This window comes from Kitasatospora sp. NRRL B-11411, from assembly GCF_000721345.1.
Classification (GTDB): domain Bacteria; phylum Actinomycetota; class Actinomycetes; order Streptomycetales; family Streptomycetaceae; genus Kitasatospora; species Kitasatospora cineracea.
The window spans coordinates 72,433-97,679 of sequence record NZ_JOGH01000006.1 but is presented as its reverse complement, the minus strand read 5'-3'; the positions used below and the strand labels follow the sequence as shown (position 1 = coordinate 97,679).

Annotated in this window: 25 protein-coding genes and 1 riboswitch; of the genes, 16 read left to right on the top strand and 9 right to left on the bottom strand. The window is 74.0% G+C overall.

The window, feature by feature from the left end; all coding sequences use genetic code 11:
• Positions 1 to 25 precede the first annotated feature (25 nt).
• Positions 26 to 517: a hypothetical protein gene (locus tag IH44_RS0104855; RefSeq protein WP_030458139.1), complete on the bottom strand. Its 492-nt coding sequence runs from the start codon at positions 515 to 517 to the stop codon at positions 26 to 28.
• 62 nt (positions 518 to 579) lie between these two features.
• Between IH44_RS0104855 and arfB the strand changes: the two genes are divergently transcribed.
• The gene (gene arfB, locus IH44_RS0104850; protein WP_030458138.1) at positions 580 to 1,008 is read left to right on the top strand and encodes an alternative ribosome rescue aminoacyl-tRNA hydrolase ArfB; all 429 of its coding nucleotides are present in this window, start codon (positions 580 to 582) and stop codon (positions 1,006 to 1,008) included.
• A gap of 7 nt (positions 1,009 to 1,015) precedes the next feature.
• Here the strand turns inward: arfB and IH44_RS0104845 are convergent, their stop codons facing one another.
• The gene (locus tag IH44_RS0104845; protein ID WP_030458137.1) at positions 1,016 to 1,570 is read right to left on the bottom strand and encodes a flavin reductase family protein; all 555 of its coding nucleotides are present in this window, start codon (positions 1,568 to 1,570) and stop codon (positions 1,016 to 1,018) included.
• Between the two features lie 221 nt (positions 1,571 to 1,791).
• Here IH44_RS0104845 and IH44_RS0104840 point away from each other — a divergent pair, with 221 nt between their 5' ends.
• Together IH44_RS0104840 and IH44_RS0104835 are read left to right on the top strand one after the other, a co-directional pair.
• On the top strand, positions 1,792 to 3,582 hold the full coding sequence (locus IH44_RS0104840) for a diguanylate cyclase (protein ID WP_030458136.1): 1,791 nt from the start codon (positions 1,792 to 1,794) through the stop codon (positions 3,580 to 3,582).
• 123 nt (positions 3,583 to 3,705) lie between these two features.
• The gene (locus IH44_RS0104835; protein ID WP_030458135.1) at positions 3,706 to 4,641 is read left to right on the top strand and encodes a hypothetical protein; all 936 of its coding nucleotides are present in this window, start codon (positions 3,706 to 3,708) and stop codon (positions 4,639 to 4,641) included.
• A gap of 41 nt (positions 4,642 to 4,682) precedes the next feature.
• On the opposite strand, the gene IH44_RS0104830 is transcribed toward IH44_RS0104835, so the two are convergent.
• From IH44_RS0104830 to IH44_RS0104815, 4 genes are all read right to left on the bottom strand, one after another.
• Positions 4,683 to 5,540 (bottom strand): class II fructose-bisphosphate aldolase, encoded by an 858-nt coding sequence (locus IH44_RS0104830; RefSeq protein ID WP_030458134.1) that lies wholly within the window; start codon positions 5,538 to 5,540, stop codon positions 4,683 to 4,685.
• 95 nt (positions 5,541 to 5,635) lie between these two features.
• Positions 5,636 to 6,811 (bottom strand): N-acetylglucosamine-6-phosphate deacetylase, encoded by a 1,176-nt coding sequence (gene nagA, locus IH44_RS0104825; protein WP_030458133.1) that lies wholly within the window; start codon positions 6,809 to 6,811, stop codon positions 5,636 to 5,638.
• Complete coding sequence (locus IH44_RS0104820; protein WP_030458132.1) at positions 6,808 to 7,740, bottom strand: ROK family protein; 933 nt, start codon at positions 7,738 to 7,740, stop codon at positions 6,808 to 6,810. Before IH44_RS0104820 ends, nagA begins: the two co-directional genes overlap by 4 nt.
• Positions 7,741 to 7,887: 147 nt before the next feature.
• Positions 7,888 to 8,808, bottom strand: a complete 921-nt coding sequence (locus tag IH44_RS0104815; RefSeq protein WP_030458131.1) for an SIS domain-containing protein — start codon at positions 8,806 to 8,808, stop codon at positions 7,888 to 7,890.
• Positions 8,809 to 9,006: 198 nt separating this feature from the next.
• Between IH44_RS0104815 and IH44_RS0104810 the strand changes: the two genes are divergently transcribed.
• From IH44_RS0104810 to otsB, 4 genes are all read left to right on the top strand, one after another.
• On the top strand, positions 9,007 to 9,795 hold the full coding sequence (locus IH44_RS0104810; protein WP_030458130.1) for a DeoR/GlpR family DNA-binding transcription regulator: 789 nt from the start codon (positions 9,007 to 9,009) through the stop codon (positions 9,793 to 9,795).
• Between the two features lie 228 nt (positions 9,796 to 10,023).
• Positions 10,024 to 11,289, top strand: coding sequence for an extracellular solute-binding protein (locus tag IH44_RS0104805; RefSeq protein ID WP_232794823.1), 1,266 nt, complete (start codon positions 10,024 to 10,026; stop codon positions 11,287 to 11,289).
• Positions 11,290 to 11,370: 81 nt separating this feature from the next.
• Positions 11,371 to 11,601, top strand: a complete 231-nt coding sequence (locus tag IH44_RS0104800) for a DUF3263 domain-containing protein (RefSeq protein WP_030458128.1) — start codon at positions 11,371 to 11,373, stop codon at positions 11,599 to 11,601.
• Between the two features lie 53 nt (positions 11,602 to 11,654).
• Positions 11,655 to 12,503 (top strand): trehalose-phosphatase, encoded by an 849-nt coding sequence (gene otsB / locus IH44_RS0104795; protein WP_030458127.1) that lies wholly within the window; start codon positions 11,655 to 11,657, stop codon positions 12,501 to 12,503.
• Between the two features lie 249 nt (positions 12,504 to 12,752).
• Here otsB and IH44_RS0104790 read toward each other — a convergent pair whose 3' ends face one another.
• Together IH44_RS0104790 and IH44_RS0104785 are read right to left on the bottom strand one after the other, a co-directional pair.
• Positions 12,753 to 14,222: a trehalose-6-phosphate synthase gene (locus IH44_RS0104790; RefSeq protein ID WP_030458126.1), complete on the bottom strand. Its 1,470-nt coding sequence runs from the start codon at positions 14,220 to 14,222 to the stop codon at positions 12,753 to 12,755.
• A gap of 71 nt (positions 14,223 to 14,293) precedes the next feature.
• Positions 14,294 to 15,292, bottom strand: a complete 999-nt coding sequence (locus tag IH44_RS0104785; protein WP_035953938.1) for a glucosyl-3-phosphoglycerate synthase — start codon at positions 15,290 to 15,292, stop codon at positions 14,294 to 14,296.
• Between the two features lie 138 nt (positions 15,293 to 15,430).
• A riboswitch (SAM riboswitch) is annotated at positions 15,431 to 15,558 on the top strand.
• 17 nt (positions 15,559 to 15,575) lie between these two features.
• Here IH44_RS0104785 and thrC point away from each other — a divergent pair.
• From thrC to IH44_RS0104750, 7 genes are all read left to right on the top strand, one after another.
• Positions 15,576 to 16,856, top strand: a complete 1,281-nt coding sequence (gene thrC / locus IH44_RS0104780) for a threonine synthase (protein WP_030458124.1) — start codon at positions 15,576 to 15,578, stop codon at positions 16,854 to 16,856.
• A gap of 37 nt (positions 16,857 to 16,893) precedes the next feature.
• Positions 16,894 to 17,172: a MoaD/ThiS family protein gene (locus tag IH44_RS0104775; RefSeq protein WP_014137492.1), complete on the top strand. Its 279-nt coding sequence runs from the start codon at positions 16,894 to 16,896 to the stop codon at positions 17,170 to 17,172.
• A 583-nt stretch (positions 17,173 to 17,755) separates the two neighbouring features.
• Entirely contained in the window at positions 17,756 to 17,962 is a 207-nt protein-coding gene (locus IH44_RS0104770; RefSeq protein WP_014137493.1) for a cold-shock protein, read from the top strand.
• A gap of 312 nt (positions 17,963 to 18,274) precedes the next feature.
• On the top strand, positions 18,275 to 19,897 hold the full coding sequence (groL, locus tag IH44_RS0104765) for a chaperonin GroEL (RefSeq protein ID WP_030458123.1): 1,623 nt from the start codon (positions 18,275 to 18,277) through the stop codon (positions 19,895 to 19,897).
• 164 nt (positions 19,898 to 20,061) lie between these two features.
• Positions 20,062 to 20,361, top strand: coding sequence for a Uma2 family endonuclease (locus IH44_RS0104760; RefSeq protein WP_255358037.1), 300 nt, complete (start codon positions 20,062 to 20,064; stop codon positions 20,359 to 20,361).
• 22 nt (positions 20,362 to 20,383) lie between these two features.
• A complete protein-coding gene (locus IH44_RS0104755; protein ID WP_030458121.1) occupies positions 20,384 to 20,743 on the top strand; it encodes a hypothetical protein in 360 nt (119 codons plus the stop codon).
• On the top strand, positions 20,740 to 21,021 hold the full coding sequence (locus tag IH44_RS0104750) for a DUF4031 domain-containing protein (RefSeq protein WP_030458120.1): 282 nt from the start codon (positions 20,740 to 20,742) through the stop codon (positions 21,019 to 21,021). The genes IH44_RS0104755 and IH44_RS0104750 overlap by 4 nt, the downstream gene beginning before the upstream one ends.
• 10 nt (positions 21,022 to 21,031) lie before the next feature.
• Here IH44_RS0104750 and IH44_RS0104745 read toward each other — a convergent pair whose 3' ends face one another.
• Positions 21,032 to 21,661: a hypothetical protein gene (locus tag IH44_RS0104745; RefSeq protein ID WP_030458119.1), complete on the bottom strand. Its 630-nt coding sequence runs from the start codon at positions 21,659 to 21,661 to the stop codon at positions 21,032 to 21,034.
• Positions 21,662 to 21,820: 159 nt separating this feature from the next.
• On the opposite strand from IH44_RS0104745, the gene IH44_RS0104740 reads away from it, so the two are divergent.
• Both IH44_RS0104740 and IH44_RS0104735 read left to right on the top strand, forming a co-directional pair.
• Positions 21,821 to 22,522, top strand: a complete 702-nt coding sequence (locus IH44_RS0104740) for an ABC transporter ATP-binding protein (protein ID WP_030458118.1) — start codon at positions 21,821 to 21,823, stop codon at positions 22,520 to 22,522.
• The gene (locus IH44_RS0104735; protein ID WP_030458117.1) at positions 22,519 to 25,224 is read left to right on the top strand and encodes an FtsX-like permease family protein; all 2,706 of its coding nucleotides are present in this window, start codon (positions 22,519 to 22,521) and stop codon (positions 25,222 to 25,224) included. Before IH44_RS0104740 ends, IH44_RS0104735 begins: the two co-directional genes overlap by 4 nt.
• Positions 25,225 to 25,247 lie beyond the last annotated feature (23 nt).

Below are 25,247 nucleotides of genomic sequence, written 5' to 3'. Positions count from 1 at the left end.
CCGTCCGGCGGACGCCCGGCGTCGATCAGATTCTCGGGTAGCGGCCCTGCACGGTCCAGACGTTCGGGTTCTCGGCGAGTCCCTCGTGCAGCTCGGTCAGGTCGGCCAGCACGTCCTGGAGGAAGTCCCGGGCCTCGCGGCGCAGTTCGGCGTGCCGGACCACCAGCGGCTCGTCGTCGGGGCGCCAGGTCGCGGTGATCTCCACCCAGCCGAACCGGCGGGCGAAGCGCAGCAGTTCGGTGTTCTGGGTGAAGTCCAGGTCCTCGGTGCGCACCCGGGCCTCCCGGCTGCCGCGCGGGCCGTCGTCGAGCCGCTCGACGACGTCGCACACCGCCCAGGCGAAGTCCAGCACCGGCACCCAGCCCCAGCGGGTCTCCAGCCCGGCGCCCTCGTCCGCCTCCAGGTAGACGTCGCCCGCGAACAGGTCGTGCCGCAGCGAGCGGACCGACGCGGTGCGGTAGTCGGTCTGCGGGGGGTCGGGGAGGCGGGTGGACAGCGAGTAGCCGAGCTCGATCACGCCCGCCATTGTGCCCGGTTAACCAGGTGACGGGGCCCCGGGGCGGGCGGGATGATGGGCGCATGACTGAGCCTGTGCGCGTACGGGGTTCGGTGGTCGTGCCCGACGCCGAGCTCGTCTGGCGCTTCTCGCGTTCCTCCGGCCCGGGCGGGCAGCACGTGAACACCTCGGACTCGAAGGTCGAGCTGCGGTGGGACCTGGCGGCCTCCGAGGCGCTGCCGCCGGTGTGGAAGGAGCGCGCCCTGGAGCGGCTGGCCTCCCGGCTGGTGGACGGGGTGCTGGTGGTCCGGGCCTCCGAGCACCGCTCGCAGTGGCGCAACCGGGAGGTGGCCGCGGCCCGGCTGGCCGCGCTGCTGGGGGAGGCCACCGCGCCGCCGCCGAAGGCCCGGCGGGCCACCAAGCCCAGCCGCGGCATGGTCGAGCGGCGGCTGGAGAACAAGCGGCACCGCTCCGGGCTCAAGCAGGGCCGGGGCCGGGTCCGCCCGGAGTGACGGGCCGTCAGCCGAGCTGCCGGTAGCCGCCGCGCAGGTACAGCAGCGGCCGGCCGGCCGGGGCGGGCACCTCGGCGGCGAGCACCCGGCCGAGCACCAGGGTGTGGTCGCCGGCCTCGATCCGCTGCTCGGTGCGGCACTCCACGGTGGCCAGCGCGCCGTCGACCAGCGGGGCGCCGGCGTGCGGGCCGCGGTGCCAGGCGGCGTCGGCGAACAGCAGCCGGTCGCTGAGCCGGCCCTTCATGGCGAACCGGGAGGCGAGCGTGCGGTGCTCCTCGCCGAGCAGCGACACCGCCCAGGTCTCGGCCCGGCCCAGCAGTTCGTCCATCCGCGAGTCGGTGCGGACCGAGACCAGCACCAGCGGCGGCTCCAGCGACACCGACAGCAGGGAGGTCGCGGTCATCCCCGCGTCCTCGCCGTCCTCGGGGTCGTGCACGGTCAGCAGCGAGACGCCGGAGGCCAGTTGGCCGAGGGCGGCCCGGAACTCCTCGGGGGTGGCACCGGCCGCCGCCGCGGGGGCGGGGGCCGCGGGGGCGGCGGGGGACTGCGGAGAGCTGTACACGTACCGCACGGTAGTCGCCGGTCGGGCGGGCCGGTATCGGGCCGTGGTCGTAGGTCCGCTCGGCCTTTGGTCGCCGAGTCCTTGATCATTATGTGATTTGAGTCACAGTCACCGGCTATTGCTGACCGAGCGTGCCTATCGCAGTGCTCCCTGTGATTCAGTTCTTCTGGCAATCGGACGACAACCTTTCGAACCATCCGAAGCAGCCGGGGAGCCCCCGCATGGAAGCCGAGTCGGAGCCCTACGTCCGCCTGGCGACCCTCCGCACCTTGCACCGGGTCGTGGCGGACCTCAACGCTGCCCGGAGCCTGGCGGGGACCCTGCAGGCGGTCGTCGAGGGCGCCGTCCACGGACTCGGGTTCGACGCCGCCGCGGTCAGCCTGGTGCGCCCCGACGGCGACCTGGTGGTCGCCGCCGTCTGGGAGATCGAGGAGAGCGCCTTCGGCGGCCCCACCGTGCTGCTCGGCCAGGTCGGCTCCCGCGAGTCCTGGGAGCGGATGCTCCAGGTCGCCGACCACTGGGGCACCCTGCGCTTCCTGCCGCACGACCGCGGCTGGGCGATCGCCACCGACGTCCCCACCTGGACCGGCGACGGCCCGATGCCCGTCTACGGCAACGACTGGCACCCCGCCGACGTCCTGCTCGCGCCGATGTACAGCGCCGGCGGCGACCTGCTCGGCATCCTCTCGGTGGACCGCCCGCGCAGCGGCAAGCGCCCCGGCGCCTGGACCCGCGAGGCCCTGGAGATGTTCTCCCTGCAGGCCTCCATCGCCATCGGCAACGCCCGGCTGCGCGCCGAGATGCAGCGCGCGCTGGCCCGGCTGGAGAAGGAGCAGCAGGCCCTGCGGGCCAGCGAGGAGTCCTTCCGGCAGGCGTTCGAGTACGCCCCCAGCGGGATGGCCATCACCGAGCTGCACGGCGACGCCACCGGCCAGCTCAGCCGGGTCAACGACGCGCTGTGCCGGCTGCTCGGCCGCCCCCGCGCCGCGCTGCGCCAGCAGCGCTTCGTCGACCTGGTCCACCCCGACGACCTCGAACTGCTGCTGCGCACCAGCGCCGAGGGCGGCCGGGCCGAGCTGCGGCTGGGCCGCCGGGACGGCAGCTACCAGTGGGTCTGCCTGCGCAACTCGGTGGTCGCCGACGCCGCCGAGGGCCCCAGCTTCCTGCTCACCCACGTCGAGGACATCGAGGACCGCAAGCGCCACGAGCTCCAGCTCGCCCACCGGGCCAGCCACGACGCCCTCACCGGCCTGCCCAACGGCGCCGAGCTGCGGGCCCGGCTGGCCCGCCGGCTCTGTCCGATCGCCCCCGCCGCCGCGATCCCCGGCCAGGCGCCCCCGTCCGACGCCCCCCACGAGCCCTCCCAAGCCGCCCAGGACGGCCGTCCGGCCGCCGGGGAGAGCGCCGCCCCCGCGCACGGCTACGCGGCCCCCGACGGGGCCCTGGAGCACGGCCGCGCCGCCTACCCCCCGGCCCCGCCCGCCCACCACGGCGCCCCCGCCCACCACGTGCACGCCGTGGTTCCCGCCGAGCAGCCGCCCGGCGACCTGTGGCACGGCCACCGCCGCGGCGGCGCCCCCGCCGGCGAGCGCGGCCTGGCCGTCCTCTACTGCGACCTCGACGGCTTCAAACTGGTCAACGACCGGCACGGCCACAACACCGGCGACGCCGTCCTGATCGAGATCGCCCGCCGCCTGCAGCAGGTCGTCCGGGAGGGCGACACGGTGGCCCGGATGAGCGGCGACGAGTTCGTCGTCCTCGCCGACAACATCGGCCGCGAGGAGGCCAAGGAGCTGGCCGGGCGGCTGCGCGGGGCGATCCTGCCGCCGATGCGGATCGACAACCGGGCGGTGCGGGTCGGCGTCAGCCTGGGCATCGGCTGGGCCGGCTGCGGCATGAGCATCGACGAGGTGCTGCACTCCGCGGACGAGCGGATGTACGACGAGAAGCGCACCCGCGGCGGCGCCGCCCGGGGCTCGCGCGGCGAGCGCTCGCACCGCCGGGCGGGCTGAGACCGACCGGCACGCGACGCCGCCCTCCGTGTGCCGGTCGGTCTGAACCGCTTACCCCCTGCTCACCCGGGCCAGGTAGGGTGCCCTGGGTACAGAGACCATCCAGCTCCAGGGGAGTCGACCGTGACCACGCCCGGTGACAACGGCACCGCGCCCGAAGGCGCCGGCCAGGACGACCCCTTCGCGTACCTGTACCGCCCGGCGGAGGGCGAGCAGCCCGTCGCCGAACGGCCCCGCAGCGGCTACAGCCGCCCGATGGAGGTCGGCCGCGCCAGCTACGGCGAGCGGCCCGTCCACCCGCAGGCCCCGCCGCCGCCCGGCCCCGCCGGGTACGGCCAGGAACCCACCACCGCGCTGCCCCCGCAGCAGTCCCGGTACGCCGAGCGCTCCCGGCCGCGGCCCGGCGAGGACAAGCCCGCGGGCCGCGGCAAGGCCGCGATCATCGGCGCCGTCGCGGTGGTCGCCGCGGTCGCCGTCGGTGCGGGCGTCGCGCTCTCCACCGGCGACCCGGACGGCAAGTCCAAGTCCAAGGCCGACGCCACCGCCCCGGCCGCGCACAGCCCGGCCGCGACCGCCTCGAACAGCCCGAGCACCGCCGCGAGCAGCGCCGTGCCCAGCCCGACCGCGGCGGGCCAGCCGGTCAGCGACGCGTCCAAGCTGCAGGCCCAGGGCGCCACCACCGACAGCACCGTCAAGGGCGCGATCTCCGCCGACGGCAGCTACCTGGTGCTGCAGGCCGGTTCGTCCTTCACCTGGACGGTCAACGCCGACGCCGACGGCAAGGCCAAGTTCTGGCTGCACTTCAACAACACCGGCGCCGACCAGCCGACCCAGGTCACCGTCAACGGCAAGGAGCACCCGGGCGGCGTGACCTTCAAGAACTACTCCAAGACCCCGGCCGCCGACCCGGCGTACTCCTGGTTCAGCACCAACATATGGCCGGTGCTGCAGGCCGGTCCGAACACCATCACGGTGACCGTCCCGGCCGGGGCGTCCAACCCGGTGCTGCTGGACCAGGTCGCGCTGACGCCGATGAGCGTCAACGACTACCCGAAGTAGCGGCGGCGGGCGCGGCGGGCGGTGCCCCCCGCGCCCCCGGCTCAGGCCCGGCCGGACACCACCCGGGCCAGGTGGTCGACGGTGGCCGTCATCGCGTCCCGGGCCGCGGTCAGGTAGGCGCGCGGGTCGGTGGCGGCGGGGTGGGCGGCCAGGTGGGCGCGGACGGCCGGGGTGCAGGCGAGGTTGAGCGCCGTGCCGATGTTGATCTTCACCATGCCGGCGGCGACCGCCGCGGCCAGGGCGTCGTCGGGGACGCCGGAACTGCCGTGCAGGACCAGCGGGACGGGGACGGCGGCGGCCAGCTCGCGGATCAGGGCGTGGTCCAGGGCGGCGGTGCGGGTGGTCATCGCGTGCGAGGAGCCGACCGCGACGGCCAGCGCGTCGACGGCGGTGTCGGCGACGTAGCGGGCGGCCTCGGCCGGGTCGGTGCGGGCGCCGGGGGCGTGCGCGCCGAGCGGGGGCTCGCCGTCCTTGCCGCCGACCCGGCCGAGTTCGGCCTCCAGGTGCAGGCCGTGGCGGTGCGCCCAGGCGGTGGCCTCGGCGGTGGCCTTGACGTTCTCGTCGTGCGGGAGCGCGGAGGCGTCGAACATCACCGAGGAGAACCCGGCGCCGGGGGCGGCCCGCAGCAGGTCGGTGTCCTCGACGTGGTCGAGGTGCAGCGAGACCGGGACGCGGGCGGCGGCGGCGACCTCGGCGCAGGCGCGGGCGATCGGCAGCAGCCGGCCGCCGCGGTAGGCGACGGCGTTCTGGCTGAGCTGGAGGACCACGGGCGTGCCGGCGGCCTCGGCGCCGGCGGCGATGGCCTCGGCGTGCTCCAGGGTGATCACGTTGAAGGCGGGCAGGCCGCGGCGTTCGGCGACGGCGGCGGCGAGCAGGTCGGAGGTGCGGGCGAGCGGCAAGGGGGAGCTCCCGGTGGGGTGAGTAGCGAGGCGCAGGTTCCGCTGCTCACCCCCGTGGCGGGAGGACCGGGACCGCCCGGAGGGGCGGCGCCGGGTCAGGCCGGATTGCCGGCCCGGGCGAAGCGGTCCGCGCCGACGATCCACTCGCCGCGGCGCATCACCGCGGCGAGTTCGTAGCTGTCGGAGTCGAGGACGACCAGGTCGGCGTTCTTTCCGGCCTCCAGGGTGCCGATGGTGTCGCCCAGCCCCAGCAGGCGGGCGGGGACGGTGGACAGCGAGGTGACGGCCTGGTTCAGGGACAGGCCGAGGACGGTGACGGCGCGCCGGAAGGCGACGTCCAGGGTGAGGGTCGAGCCGGCGATGGAGCCGCCCTCGACCAGGCGGGCCACGCCGTTCTCGACCCGGACCTGGAGCGGGCCGAGCGGGTACAGGCCGTCGCCCATGCCGGCCGCGCCCATCGCGTCGGTGATCAGCGCGACGCGCTCGGCGCCGGCCGTGCCGTAGGCGAGTTCGACCACCGAGGGGTGCAGGTGGATGCCGTCGTTGACCAGCTCGACGGTGACCCGCTCGTCCTCCAGCAGGGCGACGATCGGACCGGGGGCGCGGTGCTGGATGCCCGGCATCGCGTTGAACAGGTGGGTGGCCACGGTGGCGCCGGCGTCGATCGCCCGCAGGGTGACCTCGTAGTCGGAGTCGGTGTGGCCGACGGCGGCGATGATGCCGAGGTCGGACAGCATCCGCACCGACTCCAGGCCGCCGGGCAGCTCCGGGGCCAGGGTGAACATCTTCGTGTGGCCGCGGCCCGCGTCGGCGAGCTTGCGCACCAGCGCCGGGTCCGGGTCGCGCAGCAGGTCGGGGCGGTGGGCGCCGCACCGGTTGTGCGAGATGAACGGGCCCTCGAAGTGGATGCCGGCCAGCACGCCGTCCTCGACGAGCTCGGAGAGCACCGCCGCCTGGCGGCAGACCTCGTCGATCTCGCCGGTGACGGTGGAGGCCATCGTCGTGGTGGTGCCGTGCTCCAGGTGCGTGCGGGCGGCGGTGAGCGCCTCCTCGGCGATGCCGGAGGCGTACGAGGCGCCGCCGCCGCCGTGCACGTGCAGGTCGACGAAGCCGGGGACGACGGTGTACCCGGTGAGGTCGAGGTCGCCCGGTTCCACCTCGCCGCCGAGGCCCGCGATGCGGGCGCCCTCGACGGAGACCCGGCCCGCGTCGATCACCCCGCCGGGCAGGACCAGTCGGGCTCCGGCCAGTGCAGTACGGTCCGCGGTCACGCGGTCACCTCCATGGAGAGCAGATCCCAGGCGAGCAAGCCTGCGCCCAGGGACGCGGCGGTGTCTTTGAGCATGGCCGGTACGACCTTCGGGGGCATCTGGAAGGTCAGGCGCTCGGTCACCGCGGCGCGCAGCGGCGTGAAGAGCGTGTCACCGGCCTCGGCCAGCCCGCCGCCGACGATCACCGTGGACGGGTCGAGCAGGCTCTGCGCCAGCACGATGCCGTCGGCGAGCGCGTCCACCGCGTTCCGCCAGACCGCGAGGGCCCTCGGGTCGCCGGCGTCGACGGCGCTCGCGCAGGCGGCGGCGTCGGCCTCGGGGTCACCGCTGGCCTCGGCCCAGGCCCGGGAGACCGCGGAGGCCGAGGCCAGGGTCTCCAGGCAGCCGCGGGCACCGCAGCCGCACTGCGGGCCGCCGGGGCGGACCACCACGTGGCCGATCTCGCCGCCGTAACCGTGCGCACCCGCCTCGATGGCGCCGTCGATGCCGATGGCGCCGGCGATGCCGGTGCCGAGCGCGATGAACAGGAAGCGCGAGACCCCCTGCCCGGCGCCGATCCGGCCCTCGGCGAGGCCGCCGGAGCGGACGTCGTGGCCGAGGGCGACCGGGATGCCGCCGAGGCGCTCGCCGAGCAGCTTGCGCATCGGCAGGTCGCGCCAGCCGAGGTTGGCGGAGAAGACCGCGATCCCGTTCTTCTCGTCGATCGTCCCCGGCACGGCGACGCCCGCCGCGAGGGGGGCGGCACCGAACCGGGTGCGGCCCTCCTGCGCCAGGTCGGCGGCGAAGTCGAGGATGGTGGCGACGACGGCGTCGGGGCCGTGCTCCCGCCCGGTCGGTCGGCGTGCTTCGAACAGCACGGAGCCGTCCTGGGCGACCAGCGCGGCCTTCATGCCGGTGCCGCCTACATCGAGTGCGATGACGTGCTTCACGGGGGACAGTTTCCCTTGGCCGGGTCTAAGAGGTCTAGTCCAGTTGCTCGATTGGTCTGGTCCTGAGAGGTGAGGTTTATCGCTCTTTGCAGCCTCCTGGGCGGTTTGGGTGGCGAAGCCGTTACCGGGGGTGCGGGCGGCCCGGGCTCAGCCGAGCACGATCGAGCGGGTCAGGTTGCGCGGCTCGTCCGGGTTCAGGCCGCGGTGCGCGGCCAGCGCGACCGCCAGCCGGTGCACCCGGACCAGGTCGGCCAGCGGGTCCAGGCCGTCCGCGCCGGAGTCGGCCACCAGCCGGCCGCCGACCGCGGCGACTTCGTCGGCCAGGCCCGCGGGCAGCTCGCCGAACATCCAGGCGGCCCGGCCCGGGGCGGTGATCGAGATCGGGCCGTGCCGGTACTCCATCGCCGGGTACGCCTCGGTCCAGGCCAGCGCCGCCTCGCGCATCTTCAGCCCGGCCTCCTGGGCCAGGCCGTTGGTCCAGCCCGCGCCGAGGAAGGAGACCTGCTCCAGCGCCACCAGCTCGTCCGGCACCTGCCAGGCCACCGCCCGCTCGGCGTCCGCGGCGGCCGCGGCGACGGTGCGCACCCCGGCCGGGAGGGCGCCCTCGGTCTCCAGGTGGGCCCGGAGCAGGGCGAGCACGGTGGTGGCGAAGCGGGTCTGCACCACCGAGCGCTCGTCGGCGAAGCCCAGGTCGACCAGGTGGTCGGCGGCGGCGGCCACCGGCTGGTCCACGCAGGCGGTGAGCGCGGTGGTCGGCAGGTCGGTGGCCGCCAGCAGCCGCAGCACCTCGGTGGTGGTGCCGGAGCGGGTGATCGCCAGCACCCGGTCGTAGCGGCGGGCGAGCGGGAACTCGGAGGCGGCGAAGGCGTCGGTCTCGCCGTGGCCGCCGGCCTCGCGCAGTGCGGCGTACGCCTGGGCCATGAACCAGGAGGTGCCGCAGCCCACCACGGCCACCCGCTCGCCGCGCCGCGGCAGGCCGGCCGGGCCGCTCGCCGCCAGGGCGGCGGCGGTGCGCCAGTCGTCGGGCTGGGTGGCGATCTCCTCGCCGGTCAGGCTGGTGTGCGGCATGGGTGCGGGCTCCTTCGGCTTCCCCGGGGACGGCGCGATGCGGACCGGAACCGCCCGAGGGCGGAACGAGTGCGCAAAGCTGATTGATTTATAGCTGTTTCGCGCACGATTGCGCAATGAGTGGAGCGGAGCCCGGGTGTGCGAAGCTGTCCCCGCCGGGCGCGGGGCGCGCCGGGCGGGGCGCGGGAGGAGCGGACGGTGTCCAGGTACGAGCGGTGGAACGCGCTGCTGGAACTGCTGGCCGAGCACGGCCGGTTGGACGTCGAGGAGGCGGCCGGCGAGCTTGACGTCTCGGCCGCGACCATCCGCCGCGACCTCGACCAGCTGGCCCGCCAGCAGATGCTCACCCGCACCCGCGGCGGCGCGGTGGCGCACAGCGTCTCCTACGACCTGCCGCTGCGCTACAAGACCGCCCGCAACGCCGACGCCAAGCAGCGGATCGGCACCCTGGTGGCCGGCCTGATCGCCCCCGGCGAGGTGGTCGGCCTGAACGGCGGCACCACCACCACCGAGGTGGCCCGGGCGCTCGCCGTCCGGCCCGACCTGGCCGAGCACCCGGAGAGCGGCCAGAGCCTCACCGTGGTCACCAACGCGCTCAACATCGCCAACGAGCTGACGGTCCGTCCGCAGGTGAAGATCGTGGTCACCGGCGGTGTCGCCCGCCCCCAGTCGTACGAGCTGATCGGCCCGCTGGCGGCCCAGGTGCTCGGCGAACTCGCCCTGGACACCGCGGTGCTGGGCGTGGACGGGCTCGACACCGAGCACGGCGCGACCGCCCACCACGAGGGCGAGGCGGCGATCAACCGGCTGCTCGCCGAACGGGCCCGGCGGGTGGTGGTGGCCGCCGACTCCTCCAAGCTGGGCCACCGGGCCTTCGCCCGGATCTGCGGCCTGGAGGCGGTCAACACCCTGGTCACCGACAGCCAGGTGCCGGACGCGCTGGCCGCCGCCTTCACCGACGCCGGGGTGACCGTCCTGACCGCCTGAGCGGGCCGGAGCGGGGGCGGAACGGCGACGGAACGGGGGCGGGGCAGCGGCGGGGCGGCGGCACGGTGGAGACCCTCGGCCGTCCGAATATCGGACAGTTGTGCAGTCCACGTTGCGCGGGGCGCAACAGGAACTGACACTTCGATAACTTCCGCCCCTACAGGTCTGGACCACTGTGAGCGGGAACTGCCAGGGTCGCGGCTGTCACCCTCCCGAAGGCGGTCCCCCTTGAAGCGATCAGCGCTGATCCCTCTCCCCCTCGCCGGATGCCTGCTGCTCTCCGGCTGCGGCGTCCTGTCCGGTGGAGGCGGGGTGACGCTCGACCTGGTCGCGGCCGACTACGGAACCGACGCCTCCAACAGCAGCAGCATCTACTGGAACAAGGTCGCCAGGGACTTCGAGGCCGCCAACCCCGGCATCAAGGTGAAGGTCGACGTGGTCTCCTGGGACGACATCGACAAGCACGTCGCCGACCTGATCGCCAAGGGGAAGACCCCCGACGTCGTGCAGACCGGCGGCTTCGCCGACCAGGTCGCCGCCGACCGCCTCTACCCCGTCGGCGACGTGCTCTCCATGGAGGCCCAGGCCAACCTGCTGGGCTCGTTCAGCAAGGCCGGCCAGGTGCTCGGCAGCCAGTACGGCATCCCGTTCATTTCCTCCAGCCGGGTGTTCGTCTACAACAAGGCGATCTTCGACAAGGCCGGCATCACCGCCCCGCCCGCCACCTGGGACGACCTGCGCAAGGACGCCGACCTGATCAAGTCCAAGGTCCCGGGCGTCACTCCGTACGCGCTGCCGCTCGGCCCCGAGGAGGCCCAGGCCGAGTCGATGATCTGGACGATGAGCGGCGGCGGCGAACTCTCCGACAGCGTCGGCAACTACACCATCGACAGCCAGCCCAACCGGGACACCTTCAAGTGGCTGCGCACCAACCTGGTCGACCGGGGCCTGACCTACGACGACCCCGGCCAGGTCAACCGCAAGGACGCCTTCACCGCCTTCACCAAGGGCGAGGTCGCCATGCTCAACGGCCACCCCGCACTGATCAAGGCCGCCGCCGCGGCCGGCGTCCAGTACGGCACCGCCGCGATCCCGCGCAAGAGCAAGGAGGTCAAGGAGGTCGCCTTCGGCGTCGCCGACTGGCTGATGGCCTTCAAGGCCAACGGCCACCGGGCGGAGATCAAGAAGTTCCTGAACTTCACCCTCGCCAAGCAGAACACCCTGGCCTTCGACGAGGAGTACAACATGCTCCCCGTCACCCAGGACACCCTCGACGACATGTCGACCAACGCCTCCCACCAGGACCTCGCCCAGTTCCTCCAGAACCTGCCCACCGCCAGCTTCTACCCCTACGGCGACCCCTCCTGGGACAAGGTCAGCAGCATGATCAAGCAGCAGATGGGCAAGGCCGTGAAGAGCGGCGGCGACCAGGTGCTCGCCGACCTGCAGTCCACCGCCCTCGCCGAGGCCGCCAAGGCCCGCCGGACGGGGTGACGGGGACGGGGGCGGTGCGACGGGGGACGGCGGCGGTGTGACGGGGGACGGTGTGACGGGGGCGGGGCATAGCCTGGACGCATGGCCGAACTGACCGAACGCGACCGGGCCGTGCTCGCCCTGGAAGCCCGCGGGTGGCGGACCGCCGGCGCCAAGGAGCAGGCGATCCGGCAGGAGCTCGGCATCTCCGCCACCCGCTACCACCAGCTGCTCAACGCCCTGCTCGACCGGGCCGAGGCACTCGCCCACGACCCGGTCCTGGTCAACCGGCTGCGCCGGATCCGGCAGGCGCGGCGCGAAGCCCGGCAGTGACCACCGGCCCGATAGCCGCCCGGCGGCCGGCGGCGGCCGGTAGCGTCGGGGGCATGGGAATCGCTGAACAGATCACGACCCAGGCAGGTCGGACCGGACTGGCGGGCCTGCTCGCCGATCCGAAGTCCGCCGTCGTGGGACTCGACTTCGACGGCACGCTCGCCCCGATCGTCGCCGACCCCGACCGGGCCCGCGCCCACCCCGGCGTCGTCCCCGCACTCGGCGCGCTGGCCCCGCTGGTCGGCGCGGTCGTCGTGGTCACCGGACGGCCCGCCGCGACCGCCGCCGCGTACGGCGGCTTCACCGCCGCCCCCGGCCTCGAACACCTCACCGTCCTCGGCCACTACGGCGCCGAGCGCTGGGACGCCCGCAGCAACGCCGTCACCGCCGCCCCGGCACCGCCCGGGGTGGCCGCCGTCCGCGGCGAACTGCCGTCGCTGCTCGCCGGGTTGGACGTGCCCGAGGGCACCTTCGTCGAGGACAAGGAACGCGCGCTGGCCGTCCACACCCGGCGCGCCCCCGAACCGGACGCGCTGCTGGAACGGCTGCGCGGGCCGCTCGACGAACTCGCCGGGCGGCACGGACTCGTCGTCGAACCCGGCCGGATGGTCCTCGAACTGCGGCCGCCCGGGGTCGACAAGGGAGCCGCCCTGCATGAGTTCCTCGCCGAACGGGACGCGGGTCCGGTCCTCTTCGCCGGCGACGACCTCGGCGACCTCGCCGCCTACGCGGAGATCGGCCGCCGCCGCGAAGCCGGCCACCCCGGCCTGCTCGTCTGCAGCGGCCCCGTCACCGGCGAACCCCCGGTCGCGGCCCTCGCCGAACGCGCCGACCTGCTGGTCGCCGGGCCGGCGGGGGTGGTCGACCTGCTGAACGGGCTGACGGAACTGCTGCGGGGGTAGGCCGCGGGCGCGGACGGGATGGTGCGAAACCGGGGGCGCGGGGAACTGCGCGAAGGGGGCACCTCCCAGCCCCCCTTGGGGCTGGGGGAGGGAGTCGCACGTCGGTGCGGTCGCGGGATAGTGCAACACACTGTCCTGCGAGGCGATCTGGCTGTGGGTGCTCGGTTGGCCGCGCAGTTCCCCGCGCCCCTGCTTTCGCAGGGTCTGGCCCGGCAGTTCTTCCCGCGCCCCTGGTTTCGCTTTACGCGGCTACTGGAGCGCGTGGAGCTGGTCCAGGAACCACTGCTGGGGTGGGAGGGCGGTGGCGGCGGCGGCGAGGCGTTTGGTGCGGTCGGTGCGTTCGGCGGGGGGCATGGTGAGGGCTTCGGCGAGGGCGTCGGCGGTGGCGATGACGTCGTAGGGGTTGACGGTGATCGCGTCGTCGGCGAGTTCGGCGTACGCGCCGGCCTCGCGGGACAGGACGAGGGCGCAGCCGTGGTCGGAGACGACGGGGACCTCCTTGGCGACCAGGTTCATGCCGTCGCGGATCGGGTTGACCAGGGCGACGTCGGCGAGCCGGTACGCGGCGAGGGAGCGCGGGAAGTCGTCGTTGACGTGCAGGATGAGCGGCTGCCAGTCGGCGGTGCCGAACTCGGTGTTGATCTCCTCGGCGAGGCGCTGCACCTCGGCGGTGTAGTCGCGGTACTCGGCGAGGTCGGTGCGGGAGGGGTAGGCGAAGGCGATGTGGACGACGTTGCCGAGCCACTCGGGGCGGGTGCGCAGCAGGTGCCGGTAGGCGAGCAGGCCGCGGACGATGTTCTTGCTGAGTTCGGTGCGGTCGACCCGGACGATGGTGCGGCGCTCGCCCACGGCCTCGCGCAGGGTGGCGAGGCGTTCGTCGACGTCGGGCCGGTGGGCGCGTTCGCGCAGGAACTCGGCGTCGGCGCCGAGGCCGTGCACGCCGAGCCGGGTGGTGCGGCCGCCGTGGGTGACGGTCAGTTCGGAGCGGTCGACCTGCGCGCCGAGGACGGCCTCGCAGCAGTCGGCGAAGGCGAGGGCCCAGCGGCGGGTGAGGAAGGCGGCGCGGTCGGCGCCGAGGATGCCTTCGAGGACGGCGGCGGCGACGTCGTCGGGCAGCAGCCGGTAGTAGTCCGGCGGGGCCCAGGGGGTGTGCGAGAAGTGGCCGATCCGCAGGTCGGGGCGGAGTTCGCGGAGCAGGGCGGGGGCCAGCGAGAGGTGGTAGTCCTGCACCAGGACGGCGGCGCCGGGGGCGGCCTCGGCGGCGAGGGCTTCGGCGAAGGCGGCGTTGTACGCCCGGTAGGCGGCCCACTCGGTGCGGAAGTCGGCGCCGAAGGCGGGCTGCACGGGCGTCTGGTAGAGCAGGTGGTGGACGAACCAGAGGGTGGAGTTGGCGACGCCGTTGTAGGCGCGGGCGAAGGTCTCCGGATCGATGTCCAGCATCCGGACGGCCTGTCCGCCGACGTCGTGGCCGGCCAGGTCGAGGCGGCCGTCGGGGGCCTGCCGGGCGGCGGTGCGGTCGGCGTCGGAGAGGGCGGCGCAGACCCAGACCGCGTTCGGGTCGTCGATCGCGGAGAGCCCGGACACCAGGCCGCCGCCGCCTCTGCGGAGGGTCAGTGAGCCGTCGTCCTCCGTGCGGAAGGACACCGGGCCGCGGTTGGAGGCCACCAGGATCGGGGCGGCTCCGGACTGCTGGGGGCGTTCGGACGCGTGATCGGCCATACAGCCAACCTTGCCGTGCGATCACCGGACCAAACCACTCGGCGCGGTGCGTGCCGGGTGAACTCCCGGGGTCAGCGGTCGCGGTACTCGGGGACGGCGGCCATCGGGGGGCGTTCGGTGGCCGGGACGGGGTGCGTGCGGGGGGTGAAGCCCGTGGCGGTGCGGGTGTACTGGGTGAGCAGCGGCCGGACCAGGTCGGGGTCGGCCTTGAGGCGGTGGGTGCGGTCCAGGCGTTCCAGGGCGGTGCGGTAGATGGTGGCGGCCATCCGGCCCAGCGCCTGGCCGTCCTGGTGCCGGTGGTGCCGGACGCCGACGTCGACCTGGGCCAGCGCGTCCAGCCCGGCCAGCTCCAACGCGTCGACCAGCAGGCCGAGTTCGACGCCGTAGCCGGTCGGGAAGGGCAGCCGCTCCAGCAGGCTGCGGCGGGCCGCGTACTCGCCGCCGAGGGGCTGGACGAAGCCGGCCAGCTGCGGCCAGTGCAGGCTGAGCAGCGGGCGGGCGACCAGTTCGGTGACCCGGCCGCCGCCAGCCGGGACGACGGCGCCGTCGGCTTCGAAGGGCCGGTCGTACATGGCCTTGACCAGCTGCAGGGCCGGGTCGGTGAGCAGCGGGCCGATGATGCCGGAGACGAAGGCCGGGTCGAACTCGCGCAGGTCGGCGTCGACGAAGCAGACGATCGCGCCGCTGGTGGCGAGCAGCGAGCGCCACAGCACCTCGCCCTTGCCGGGTTCGGCGGGCAGCCGGGGCAGGATCGCGTCGCGGTGCACCACCCGGGCGCCGGCGGCGGCCGCGGCGGCGGCGGTGCCGTCCTGCGAGCCGGAGTCGACCACCACCAGTTCGTCGACCAGCGGGACGCGCTCGACCAGCTCGGTGCGGATCGCGGCGACGATCTCGCCGACGGTGGGCTCCTCGTCCAGCGCGGGCAGCACCACGCTGACGGTGCCGGCCGCCCCGGCGGCGCGTTTGGCGGCCAGCAGCAGGTCGAGCGGCCGGTCGGCGGCCGTCCACGATCGGCGGCGCAGCCAGTCGGCCACCTCCGGCAGGACCCCGGGCTCGGGCTGCTCCGGCAAGTCTCGCTCCCTGTGTCGGTTCGTCTCGGGTGTCGGACGCGGGGGTGGGTCCGCGCGGGCCTTCGGATACAGTCTTCGTATTGCGATCGTGCCTTCGCACCCGGGGGTCGCTCGCAGCGTACGACCACAACTTCACAGAGCTCATCCAGAGGGACTGAGGGAACGGCCCGTTGAAGTCCCGGCAACCCTCCCGCGCGGCCAGCAGGCCCGGCGGGACAGGTGCCAATTCCGTCCCGGACGCGACCGCGCTCCGGGGAAGATGAGGAGAAAGGGCCTCGCCACCATGGCTGTTGACACCGCCGCACCCACCGCCGTCGACCTCGGTCCCGCGACCGCGCTGTCCTGTCGGGAGTGCGGAACGCGCTTCCCGCTCGGCCCGAGCTTCGCCTGCCTGGAGTGCTTCGGCCCGCTGGAGATCGCCTACGACTACGCGGGCTACGACGCCGAGGAGCTGCGCAAGCGGATCGAGGCCGGCCCGGCGTCGATCTGGCGCTACGCCCCGCTGCTGCCCGTCCCGGCAGACGTGGCCGGCAAGCCGAACCTGAACCCGGGCTGGACCCCGCTGGTCAAGGCCGACAACCTGGGCCGCGAGCTGGGCTTCACCGCGCAGCTGCACATCAAGGACGACTCGGGCAATCCGACCCACTCCTTCAAGGACCGGGTGGTGGCCTGCGCGATCGAGGCCGCCCGGGCCTTCGACTTCACCACGCTGTCCTGCTCCTCCACCGGCAACCTGGCCGGCGCGGTGGGCGCCGCGGCCGCCCGGGCCGGCTTCAAGTCCTGCGTGTTCATCCCGCACGACCTGGAGCAGGGCAAGGTCGTGATGGCCGGCGTGTACGGCGGCGAGCTGGTCGGCATCGACGGCAACTACGACGACGTGAACCGCTTCTGCTCCGAGCTGATCGGCGACCCGGCCGGCGAGGGCTGGGGCTTCGTGAACGTCAACCTGCGCCCGTACTACGGCGAGGGCTCCAAGACCCTGGCGTTCGAGATCTGCGAGCAGCTCGGCTGGCGGCTGCCCGACCAGCTCGTCATCCCGATCGCCTCCGGCTCCCAGCTCACCAAGATCGACAAGGGCCTGCAGGAGCTGATCAAGCTCGGCCTGGTCGAGGACAAGCCGTACAAGATCTTCGGCGCCCAGGCCGAGGGCTGCTCCCCGGTCTCCGCCGCCTTCAAGGCCGGCCGCGACGTGATCAAGCCGGTCAAGCCGGACACCATCGCCAAGTCGCTGGCGATCGGCAACCCGGCCGACGGCCCGTACGTGCTGGACATCGCCCGCCGCACCGGCGGCGCGGTCGAGGACGTCACCGACGCCGAGGTGGTCGAGGCGATCAAGCTGCTCGCCCGCACCGAGGGGATCTTCGCCGAGACCGCGGGCGGCGTCACCGTGGGCGTGCTGAAGAAGCTGGTCGAGACCGGCCTGCTGGACCCGTCCAAGGAGACCGTCGCGATCAACACCGGCGACGGCCTCAAGACCCTCGACGCGGTCGCCGACGCCGGCATGACCGCCGTGATCCGCCCGACGCTGGAGTCCTTCCGCGCCGCCGGCCTCGCCACCGCCTGACACCCCCCCACGCCGCCCCACGCCCGAGGAGCACCGCATGAGCGCCACCGTCCGCATCCCGACCATCCTGCGCACCTACACCGGCGGCGCCGCCGAGGTGACCGCCGAGGGCGCGACCCTGTCCGCCGTCATCGCGGACCTGGAGGCGAACCACGCCGGCATCGCCGCCCGCCTGCTGGACGACACCGGCAAGCTGCGCCGCTTCGTCAACGTGTACGTGAACGACGACGACGTGCGCTTCGCCGAGGGCCTGGAGACCGAGATCAAGGACGGCGCCTCGGTGTCGATCATTCCGGCGGTGGCCGGCGGCTGCTGAACCGCCCGCATTCCCGCGGCCGCCGTTCGGTCCGGAATTCCTTTTTCCGGACCGGGCGGCGGCCCGTTGCGCGCCGGGGCCCGGCGGCCCGGTTACCTGCGGTTTTCCGGCGCGGCGGGTCGCCGGAATTCCGACCGGTTCGGGGGAGTAGAGTTCCGGTCAGGTCCGTTCCCCTCCACGGCCCGGTTCAATCCTCGTTTTCCGCACCGCGCTCCGCCCGTGCAGAACCCGTTCCGCCCCCGCTTCCGCCTCGCTTCCGTCCCGCGCGCTGAGACGTCCGCCGGGGAGCTTTCCGCCTGTTCTGTCAGGCCGCCGTCAGAATTGTTCCGTCGTTTTGCGGCGACGCGTCCGTTATGTCCCGTGGCAATTGTCGACGGATGCGCCTTTCGTTCCGAAATATCCCCCGCCGGGCGGCGGGGTTCCCCGCAAATTGGGCCTGTTGCAGAGGGCGCATATCCGGATACATTCAGCCGCGACAGAGGCTGCGCCGTACGGGGGGGAGTCCCCAGGCCGGTCTTCCAGACCTCCGGGTCCGCGTCCTGCGGATCTCTGAAGGGCCAGCACAGCACAAGGGGAGTTCGGAATGGCTCAGGGCACCGTCAAGTGGTTCAACGCCGAGAAGGGCTACGGCTTCATCGCGGTCGACGGTGGAGCGGACGTGTTCGTCCACTACAGCGCGATCCAGATGGACGGCTACCGCACCCTGGAAGAGGGCCAGCGGGTCGAGTTCGAGATCTCGCAGGGTCAGAAGGGTCCGCAGGCCGACATGGTCCGCGCCGCCGGCGCCTGACGGCCCCGGCGGACCGCCACGCACCGAAACCCGCAGGCCCGCCCCGACGCGACGCGTCCGGGGCGGGCCTGCGGGCTTTCCGGGCGGCCCGCGGGTTGCCCGGCGGCCGGTCGGCGGGGCCCCAATGGGCTTGCACTCGCCACCCCAGAGTGCTAATCATTGGCGTTAGCACTCACCGTGTGAGAGTGACAAACGGACCGGGCCGGTGAGGCCCCGGAAGCGGTAGGGGAAGGGACCCCCGCTCTCCTGGGCCGTCCGTCGCGGGCACCCCTTGGTCCGAGCAGTCGACCGTGTCCCGGAGGACCACTTCTGATGGCCAAGATCATCGCCTTTGACGAGGAAGCCCGCCGCGGCCTTGAGCGTGGCATGAACCAGCTTGCCGACGCCGTGAAGGTCACGCTCGGCCCCAAGGGTCGCAACGTCGTCCTGGAGAAGAAGTGGGGCGCCCCCACGATCACCAACGACGGTGTCTCCATCGCCAAGGAGATCGAGCTCGAGGACCCGTACGAGAAGATCGGCGCCGAGCTGGTCAAGGAGGTCGCCAAGAAGACCGACGACGTCGCGGGTGACGGCACCACCACCGCCACCGTGCTCGCCCAGGCGCTCGTCCGCGAGGGTCTGCGCAACGTCGCCGCCGGCGCCAACCCGATGGCCCTCAAGCGCGGCATCGAGAAGGCCGTCGCCGCCGTCTCCGACCAGCTGCTGGCCCAGGCCAAGGACGTGGAGACCAAGGAGCAGATCGCCTCCACCGCCTCCATCTCGGCCGCCGACACCCAGATCGGCGAGCTCATCGCCGAGGCCATGGACAAGGTCGGCAAGGAAGGCGTCATCACCGTCGAGGAGAGCAACACCTTCGGCCTGGAGCTCGAGCTCACCGAGGGCATGCGCTTCGACAAGGGCTACATCTCCGCCTACTTCGCCACCGACCTGGAGCGCATGGAGGCGAGCTTCGAGGACCCGTACATCCTCATCGCCAACTCCAAGATCTCCTCGGTCAAGGACCTCCTCCCGCTGCTGGAGAAGGTCATGCAGAGCGGCAAGCCGCTCGTCATCATCGCCGAGGACGTCGAGGGCGAGGCCCTGTCGACCCTGGTCGTGAACAAGATCCGCGGCACCTTCAAGTCCGTCGCCGTCAAGGCCCCGGGCTTCGGCGACCGCCGCAAGGCCATGCTCGGCGACATCGCCATCCTGACCGGCGGCACCGTGATCTCCGAGGAGGTCGGCCTCAAGCTGGAGAACGCCGGCGTCGACCTGCTGGGCACCGCCCGCAAGGTCGTCATCACCAAGGACGAGACCACCATCGTCGACGGCGGCGGCGACAGCGACCAGGTCGCCGGCCGGGTCAACCAGATCCGCGCCGAGATCGAGAACTCCGACTCGGACTACGACCGCGAGAAGCTCCAGGAGCGCCTGGCGAAGCTCGCGGGCGGCGTGGCCGTCATCAAGGCCGGCGCGGCCACCGAGGTCGAGCTCAAGGAGCGCAAGCACCGCATCGAGGACGCGGTGCGCAACGCCAAGGCCGCCGTCGAGGAGGGCATCGTCGCCGGTGGCGGCGTCGCCCTGCTGCAGGCCGGTGTCGCGTTCGAGAAGCTGGAGCTGGAGGGCGACGAGGCCACCGGTGCCAACATCGTCCGCGTGGCGCTGGAGGCCCCGATCAAGCAGATCGCGACCAACGCCGGCCTCGAGGGCGGCGTCGTGGTCGAGAAGGTCCGCAACCTGCCCGCCGGCCACGGCCTGAACGCCGCGACCAACGAGTACGTCGACCTGGTCGCCTCCGGCATCATCGACCCGGCCAAGGTCACCCGCTCCGCCCTGCAGAACGCCGCCTCCATCGCGGCGCTGTTCCTCACCACCGAGGCCGTCATCGCCGACAAGCCGGAGAAGGCCGCCGCGGCCGCCGGCGGCGGCATGCCGGGCGGTGACATGGACTTCTGATCCCCCTCGGGATCAGGCGCTCCAACGCGTTCGTCCGTGAGGGCGGCCTCCTTCGGGAGGCCGCCCTCGCGGCGTTCTCGCCCCGGTCACTCCTCCGTGGGACGCTGGGGCCATGGACGGTTTCGGCGACTTGGGGCCCGACTGCCTCGAGGACGAACAGCGTCATGAGGAAGAGGGGAGGCCGACGGTTCGACGCGGCGGACATTCTGCTGGCCGTCGAGATCACCTCGCGCAGCACGGCCCGGCAGGACCGGACGAAGAAGCTCCGGGGCTACGCGCACGCGCCCGTTCCGCTGTACCTGCTGATCGACCGCTTCGACCAGCCCGGGCCGACGGTGACGCTCTACTCCGAACCCTCCGACGGGGCGTACGGGCAGAGCGTGCGGGTGCCGTTCGGGAAGCCCGTCGAACTGCCGGAGCCGTTCGGGATCACGTTGGACACGACGGGCTTCCCGTTGCCGTAGCGGAGTGCGGGACAATGGGCGGATGGCCAGTTCCGACATCGAAGCCGCCCTGCACAGCGCGCGGGCGCTGATCCTCGCCGACCTCACCGCCCGGGACGTTGCCGACGCGGCGATCGTCTCGCTGGTGGAGGACGCCGTCACCCACCGCCGTTGGTGGCTCGAACAGTGGCCGGACGGGCGGGAGTTCGTGCTCGGGCTGGTGGCGCAGGACGTGCAGGACGCGCTGCTGGAGTCGTACGGGCGCTGGCCGCTGTGCATCGCCTGCGCGGAGCAGGAGGACGACCCGCACGCGCTCGGGGTCGAGCCGGAGCTCGGGCCCGATCCGCACTGGGTGTGCGGCAAGCGCGGCGTGGTGGTCGCGCCGGTCGGCGGGCTCGCGTGATCCTGATCGACCCTCCGGACTGGCCGGGGCACGGCAAGTGGTGGTCGCACCTGGTCAGTGACGTGTCGCTGGACGAACTGCACGCCTTCGCCGCCGAGTTGGGCGCGCCCGCGAAGGGTTTCGACCGGGACCACTTCGACATCCCGGCGGCCTGGTACGAGCGGGCGGTGGCGCTGGGCGCGCTGCCGGTGGGCAGCAGGGAGCTGGTGGCCCGGCTGACGGCGGCGGGGCTCCGGGTGCGGAAGGTGTCGAAGGTGCGGAAGGTGTCGAAGGGCTGAGGGGCCGGGGTCAGGCTTCCAGGGCGGCCAGTTCGGCGTGCATGTTGGTGCGGGCCCGGGCGTCGTAGCGGGCGTGGGCCTCGGGGGTGCGGTAGAGGGCGGGCAGGGCGAGCAGCTGGCGCAGGACGGCGGCGCGGCCCTCGCGGAAGGCGTCCGGCGGGACGAAGGAGTACTCGGCGCGGACGGCGGCGGCGTAGGCGGCGTACTGCTCGGGCGGCCCGCCGAGGACGGCGAGGTCGGCGTCGCAGAGCACCTCGCCGTTGCGGTCGCCGGGGGCGGGGTGGTGGTCGGTGGTGAGCCGGACCAGGCGGTCGGTCTCGTGGACCAGGGGTTCGGGCAGGCCGGCCTCGCGCAGGGCGCGGCAGGCGAGGGCGGCGCTGCGCTCCTCGTTCTCGGAGCGGTCGGGGCGGTAGACGGCGTCGTGGAACCAGGCGGCGAGCCGGACGGCGTCGGGGTCGTCGGCGTGGGCGGCGAGTTCGTCGATCCGGTCGAGGACGGCTTCGAGGTGGGCGGTGGTGTGGTAGCGGCGCTGCGGCTCGGCCCAGCGGGCGAGCAGGTCGCGGGCGTAGGGCTCGGGGTCGGCGGTGGCGCCGCAGCGGGTGAGCAGGTCGTGCCAGCGCGCGGACAGCGATGCGGTCATGGCGGCCATTGTGCTCCCTCGGGCTCCCTCGGTTGCGGTGGGCGGGTGTGATCCAGCCTATATGTAGTTCACCGACTTATGACGCAGACTTGAGTCATCGTCGTCCGGCGGCTATACATACTCGGTATGCAAGACGTTCCGCTGTTCCGAGGGGGAGCCATGACCGGATCGAACGCGCAGGCCGTCCTGCGCCTGGAGGGAGTCGGCCGGGTGCACGGCCGGGGCGCGGCCGAGGTGCACGCGCTGCACCCGATCGACCTGGAGGTGCGGGCCGGGGAGTTCCTGGCCGTGATGGGCCCGTCCGGCTCCGGCAAGTCCACGCTGCTCGCGCTGGCCGGCGGCCTGGACCGCCCCTCCAGCGGGCGCGTGCTGGTGGAGGGCGCACCGCTGGAGGGGCTGAGCCGGGCGAAGCTGGCCGACGTGCGCCGCCGCTCGGTGGGCTACGTGTTCCAGTCGTACAACCTGATCCCGTCCCTGACGGCCGCGGAGAACATCGCGCTGCCACGGGAGTTGGAGGGCGTGTCGGCCCGCACCGCCCGCGCCGAGGCGCGCGAGGTGCTCGCCGAACTGGGCATCGGCGAACTCGCCGACCGCTTCCCGGAGGACATGTCCGGCGGCCAGCAGCAGCGGGTCGCCATCGGCCGGGCGCTCTCCGGCGACCGGCGGCTGGTGCTGGCCGACGAGCCGACCGGCGCGCTGGACTCGGCCACCGGCGACGCGGTGCTGGAGGTCCTGCGGGCCCGCTGCGACGCCGGGGCCGCCGTCATGATGGTCACCCACGACGCGACCCACGCGGCCTGGGCGGACCGGGTGGTCTTCCTGCGCGACGGCCGGATCACCGAAGAGGCGGTGCGCCGGTGAGCGCCCTGCGGGCGGTGCTGCGGATCGCGCGCCGCGACGCCTGGCGGGCCAAGGGCCGCAGCGCCCTGGTCGCCGCGATGATCGCGCTGCCGGTGCTCGGCGCGACCGGCGTGGACGTGGTGCACCGCAGCGGCCAACTCACCGCCGCCGAACGCTCCGACCGGCTGATGGGCCGGGCCGACGCCCTGGTCGGCGCGTACGACCCGGGCAGCGCGATCGAGCAGGCGGTGTTCCCCGCCGACGGGGTCCGCGCCCTGCCGCAGCGCCCCGACACCGCGCCGAGCCCCGAGCAGCAGCGCGCCGCGAGCACCGAACCCGCCGACCTGCTCGGCGCGCTGCTGCCGCCCGGCAGCGTCCTGACCCCGGCCCGCACCGGACCGGTCGCCGCCGTGCAGACCAAGGACGGCCTGGCCCCCGTCGACACCTTCGAGGCCGACCTGACCGGGCAGCTCTGGCAGGGCCGGATCGACCTGGTCGGCGGCCGGGCCCCGGCCGCCCCGCACGAGGCCGCCGCCACCCGGGCCTTCCTGGCCACCACCGGCCTGCGGATCGGCGACACCGTCACCGTCCGCGGCCTGGAGTCCACCCCGTTCACCCTGACCGGCACCGTCGAGCACCCCGGCGACCTGAACGCCTCCGAACTCGTCGCCCGCCCCGGCGAGTTGTACCGGCAACTGGACGAGGCGCAGGTCGCCGCCGGGCTCGCCCCGCAGACCCCGTCCGCCGAGCAGGCCGCCACCCGGAAGGCCGCCTGGCTGGTCACCCTGCCCGCCGGGGCCGGACTCGGCTGGGAGCAGGTGCGCCAACTCAACGCCCACGGCTACACCCTGACCAGCCGCCAGGTCGCCGCCCACCCGCCCGCCGAGGCGCTGGAGCGGCAGGAGGCCGTCGGCGCCGCGGACGAACGCGAACGCACCCTGATGACCGCCGCCACCACCGCCGCCATGGCGCTGCTGGAGGTCGCCCTGCTGGCCGGACCGGCGTTCGCCGTCGGCGCCCGGCGGGCCCGCCGCCAACTCGCCCTGCTGGGCGCGGCCGGCGGCCGCCCCGGACACGTGCGGGCCGTGGTGCTCGGTGGCGGCCTGGTGCTCGGCGCGGTCGGCGCGGCGGCCGGCAGCGTGCTCGGCGCCACCCTGGTGGCCGTGCTGCGCCCCTGGCTGGAGGAGTGGGGCGGCAGCCGGTTCGGGCAGCTGACGCTCCGTCCGACCGAACTGCTGCTGATCGCCGCCGTCGGCGTCGTCACCGCCCTGCTGGCCGCCCTGCTGCCCGCCCTGCAGGCCGGCCGCCGCGAGGTGCTGGCCGGACTGACCGACCACGACCCGGTGCGCCGCACCTCCCGCTGGACGCCGCTGCTGGGCCTGGCCGCCGTGCTGGCCGGCGCCGCGCTGGCGCTGTACGGGGCGGTGGCCGGCCAGGTCGCGGGCCCGCCGGTGCTGGCCGGGCTGAGCACGCGCTCGCTGTCCGTGCTGGGCGGCGCGGTCCTCGCCGAACTCGGCCTGCTGCTGTTCACCCCGCTGCTGATCGCCCTGCTCGGCCGGCTCTCCGGCCGGCTGCCGGTCGGCCCCCGGCTGGCCCTGCGCGACGCCGCCCGGCACCGCTCCCGCACCGCGCCCGCCGTGGCCGCCGTGCTCGCCGCCGTGGCCGGCGCGGTCGCCGTCGGCGTGCACGCGTCCGGCGCCGAGGTCCAGGACCGGGCCGCCTACCGGATGGAACAGCCCGCCGGCGCCGTCCGCCTGGTCCTGAACGGCAACGAGAAGGCGATGCCGCAACTGCGCGCCGCCCTGCCGCAGGACCTGCCCGACCTCGGCGAGCGCGCCGACCTCTACCAGGCCGCGTACGTGTTCTGCGACAACTGCTGGGGCCGGGTGTACGCCAAGGGCGGGACCGCCCGCTACGGGACGGGCGACGCCACCAGCCCCCTGGTCGTCGGCGACGCCGCCGTGCTGCACAACCTGCTGGCGCTGCGCGACCAGCGCGCCGACGACGCGCTGCTCGCCGGGAAGGCCGTGGTCACCGACCCCGCCTACCTGCACGACGGCCAGGCCGTGCTGACGATGCAGGGCGTCGGCGGCCAGGTGCGGGAGCAGCGGATCGACGCGGTGCTGGTCGAGCGCCCGGCCGGACAGCGCTACGCGCCGATGGTGGTCGCTCCCGACGCGATCCGCGCCCTGGGCCTGACCGTCCAGCCCGCCGGGGCGGTCTGGCTGCCCGCCACGCCGGTCGACAAGCGGGCCGAGCAGCGCGGCGCGGCCACCGTCGCCCGGCTCGCCCCGCGCGCCGAGTTCGGGGTGGAGCGCGGCTTCAAGCCGAAGGACAGCACCGTCCGGATCGCGCTCAGCGGCTTCGCCGCCCTGGTGGTGCTCGGCGCGGCCGTGGTCTCCACCGCGCTGGCCGCCGCCGACGCCCGCCGCGAACGCGCCCTGCTCTCCGCGATCGGCGCCCGCCCCCGCACCCGGCGCACCGTCGCCGGACTGCAGGCCGGACTGATCGCCCTGCTCGGCGCCCTGCTCGGCACCGTCAGCGGCTTCGTCCCGGCGTTCGCCCTGCTGCGCTCCCGGGCCGCCGGGGTGCCGGGCGGACCCGCCGTGAGCCTGGCCGACGCGCCGTGGGCGACCATCGCGCTGCTCGCCCTGGGCCTGCCGCTGCTGGCCGGCCTGCTCGGCGCGCTGCGCCGGGACGACCCGGCCGGGTGGCGGAGCTGACCGGGCCGTGAGGAGGGGAGCGG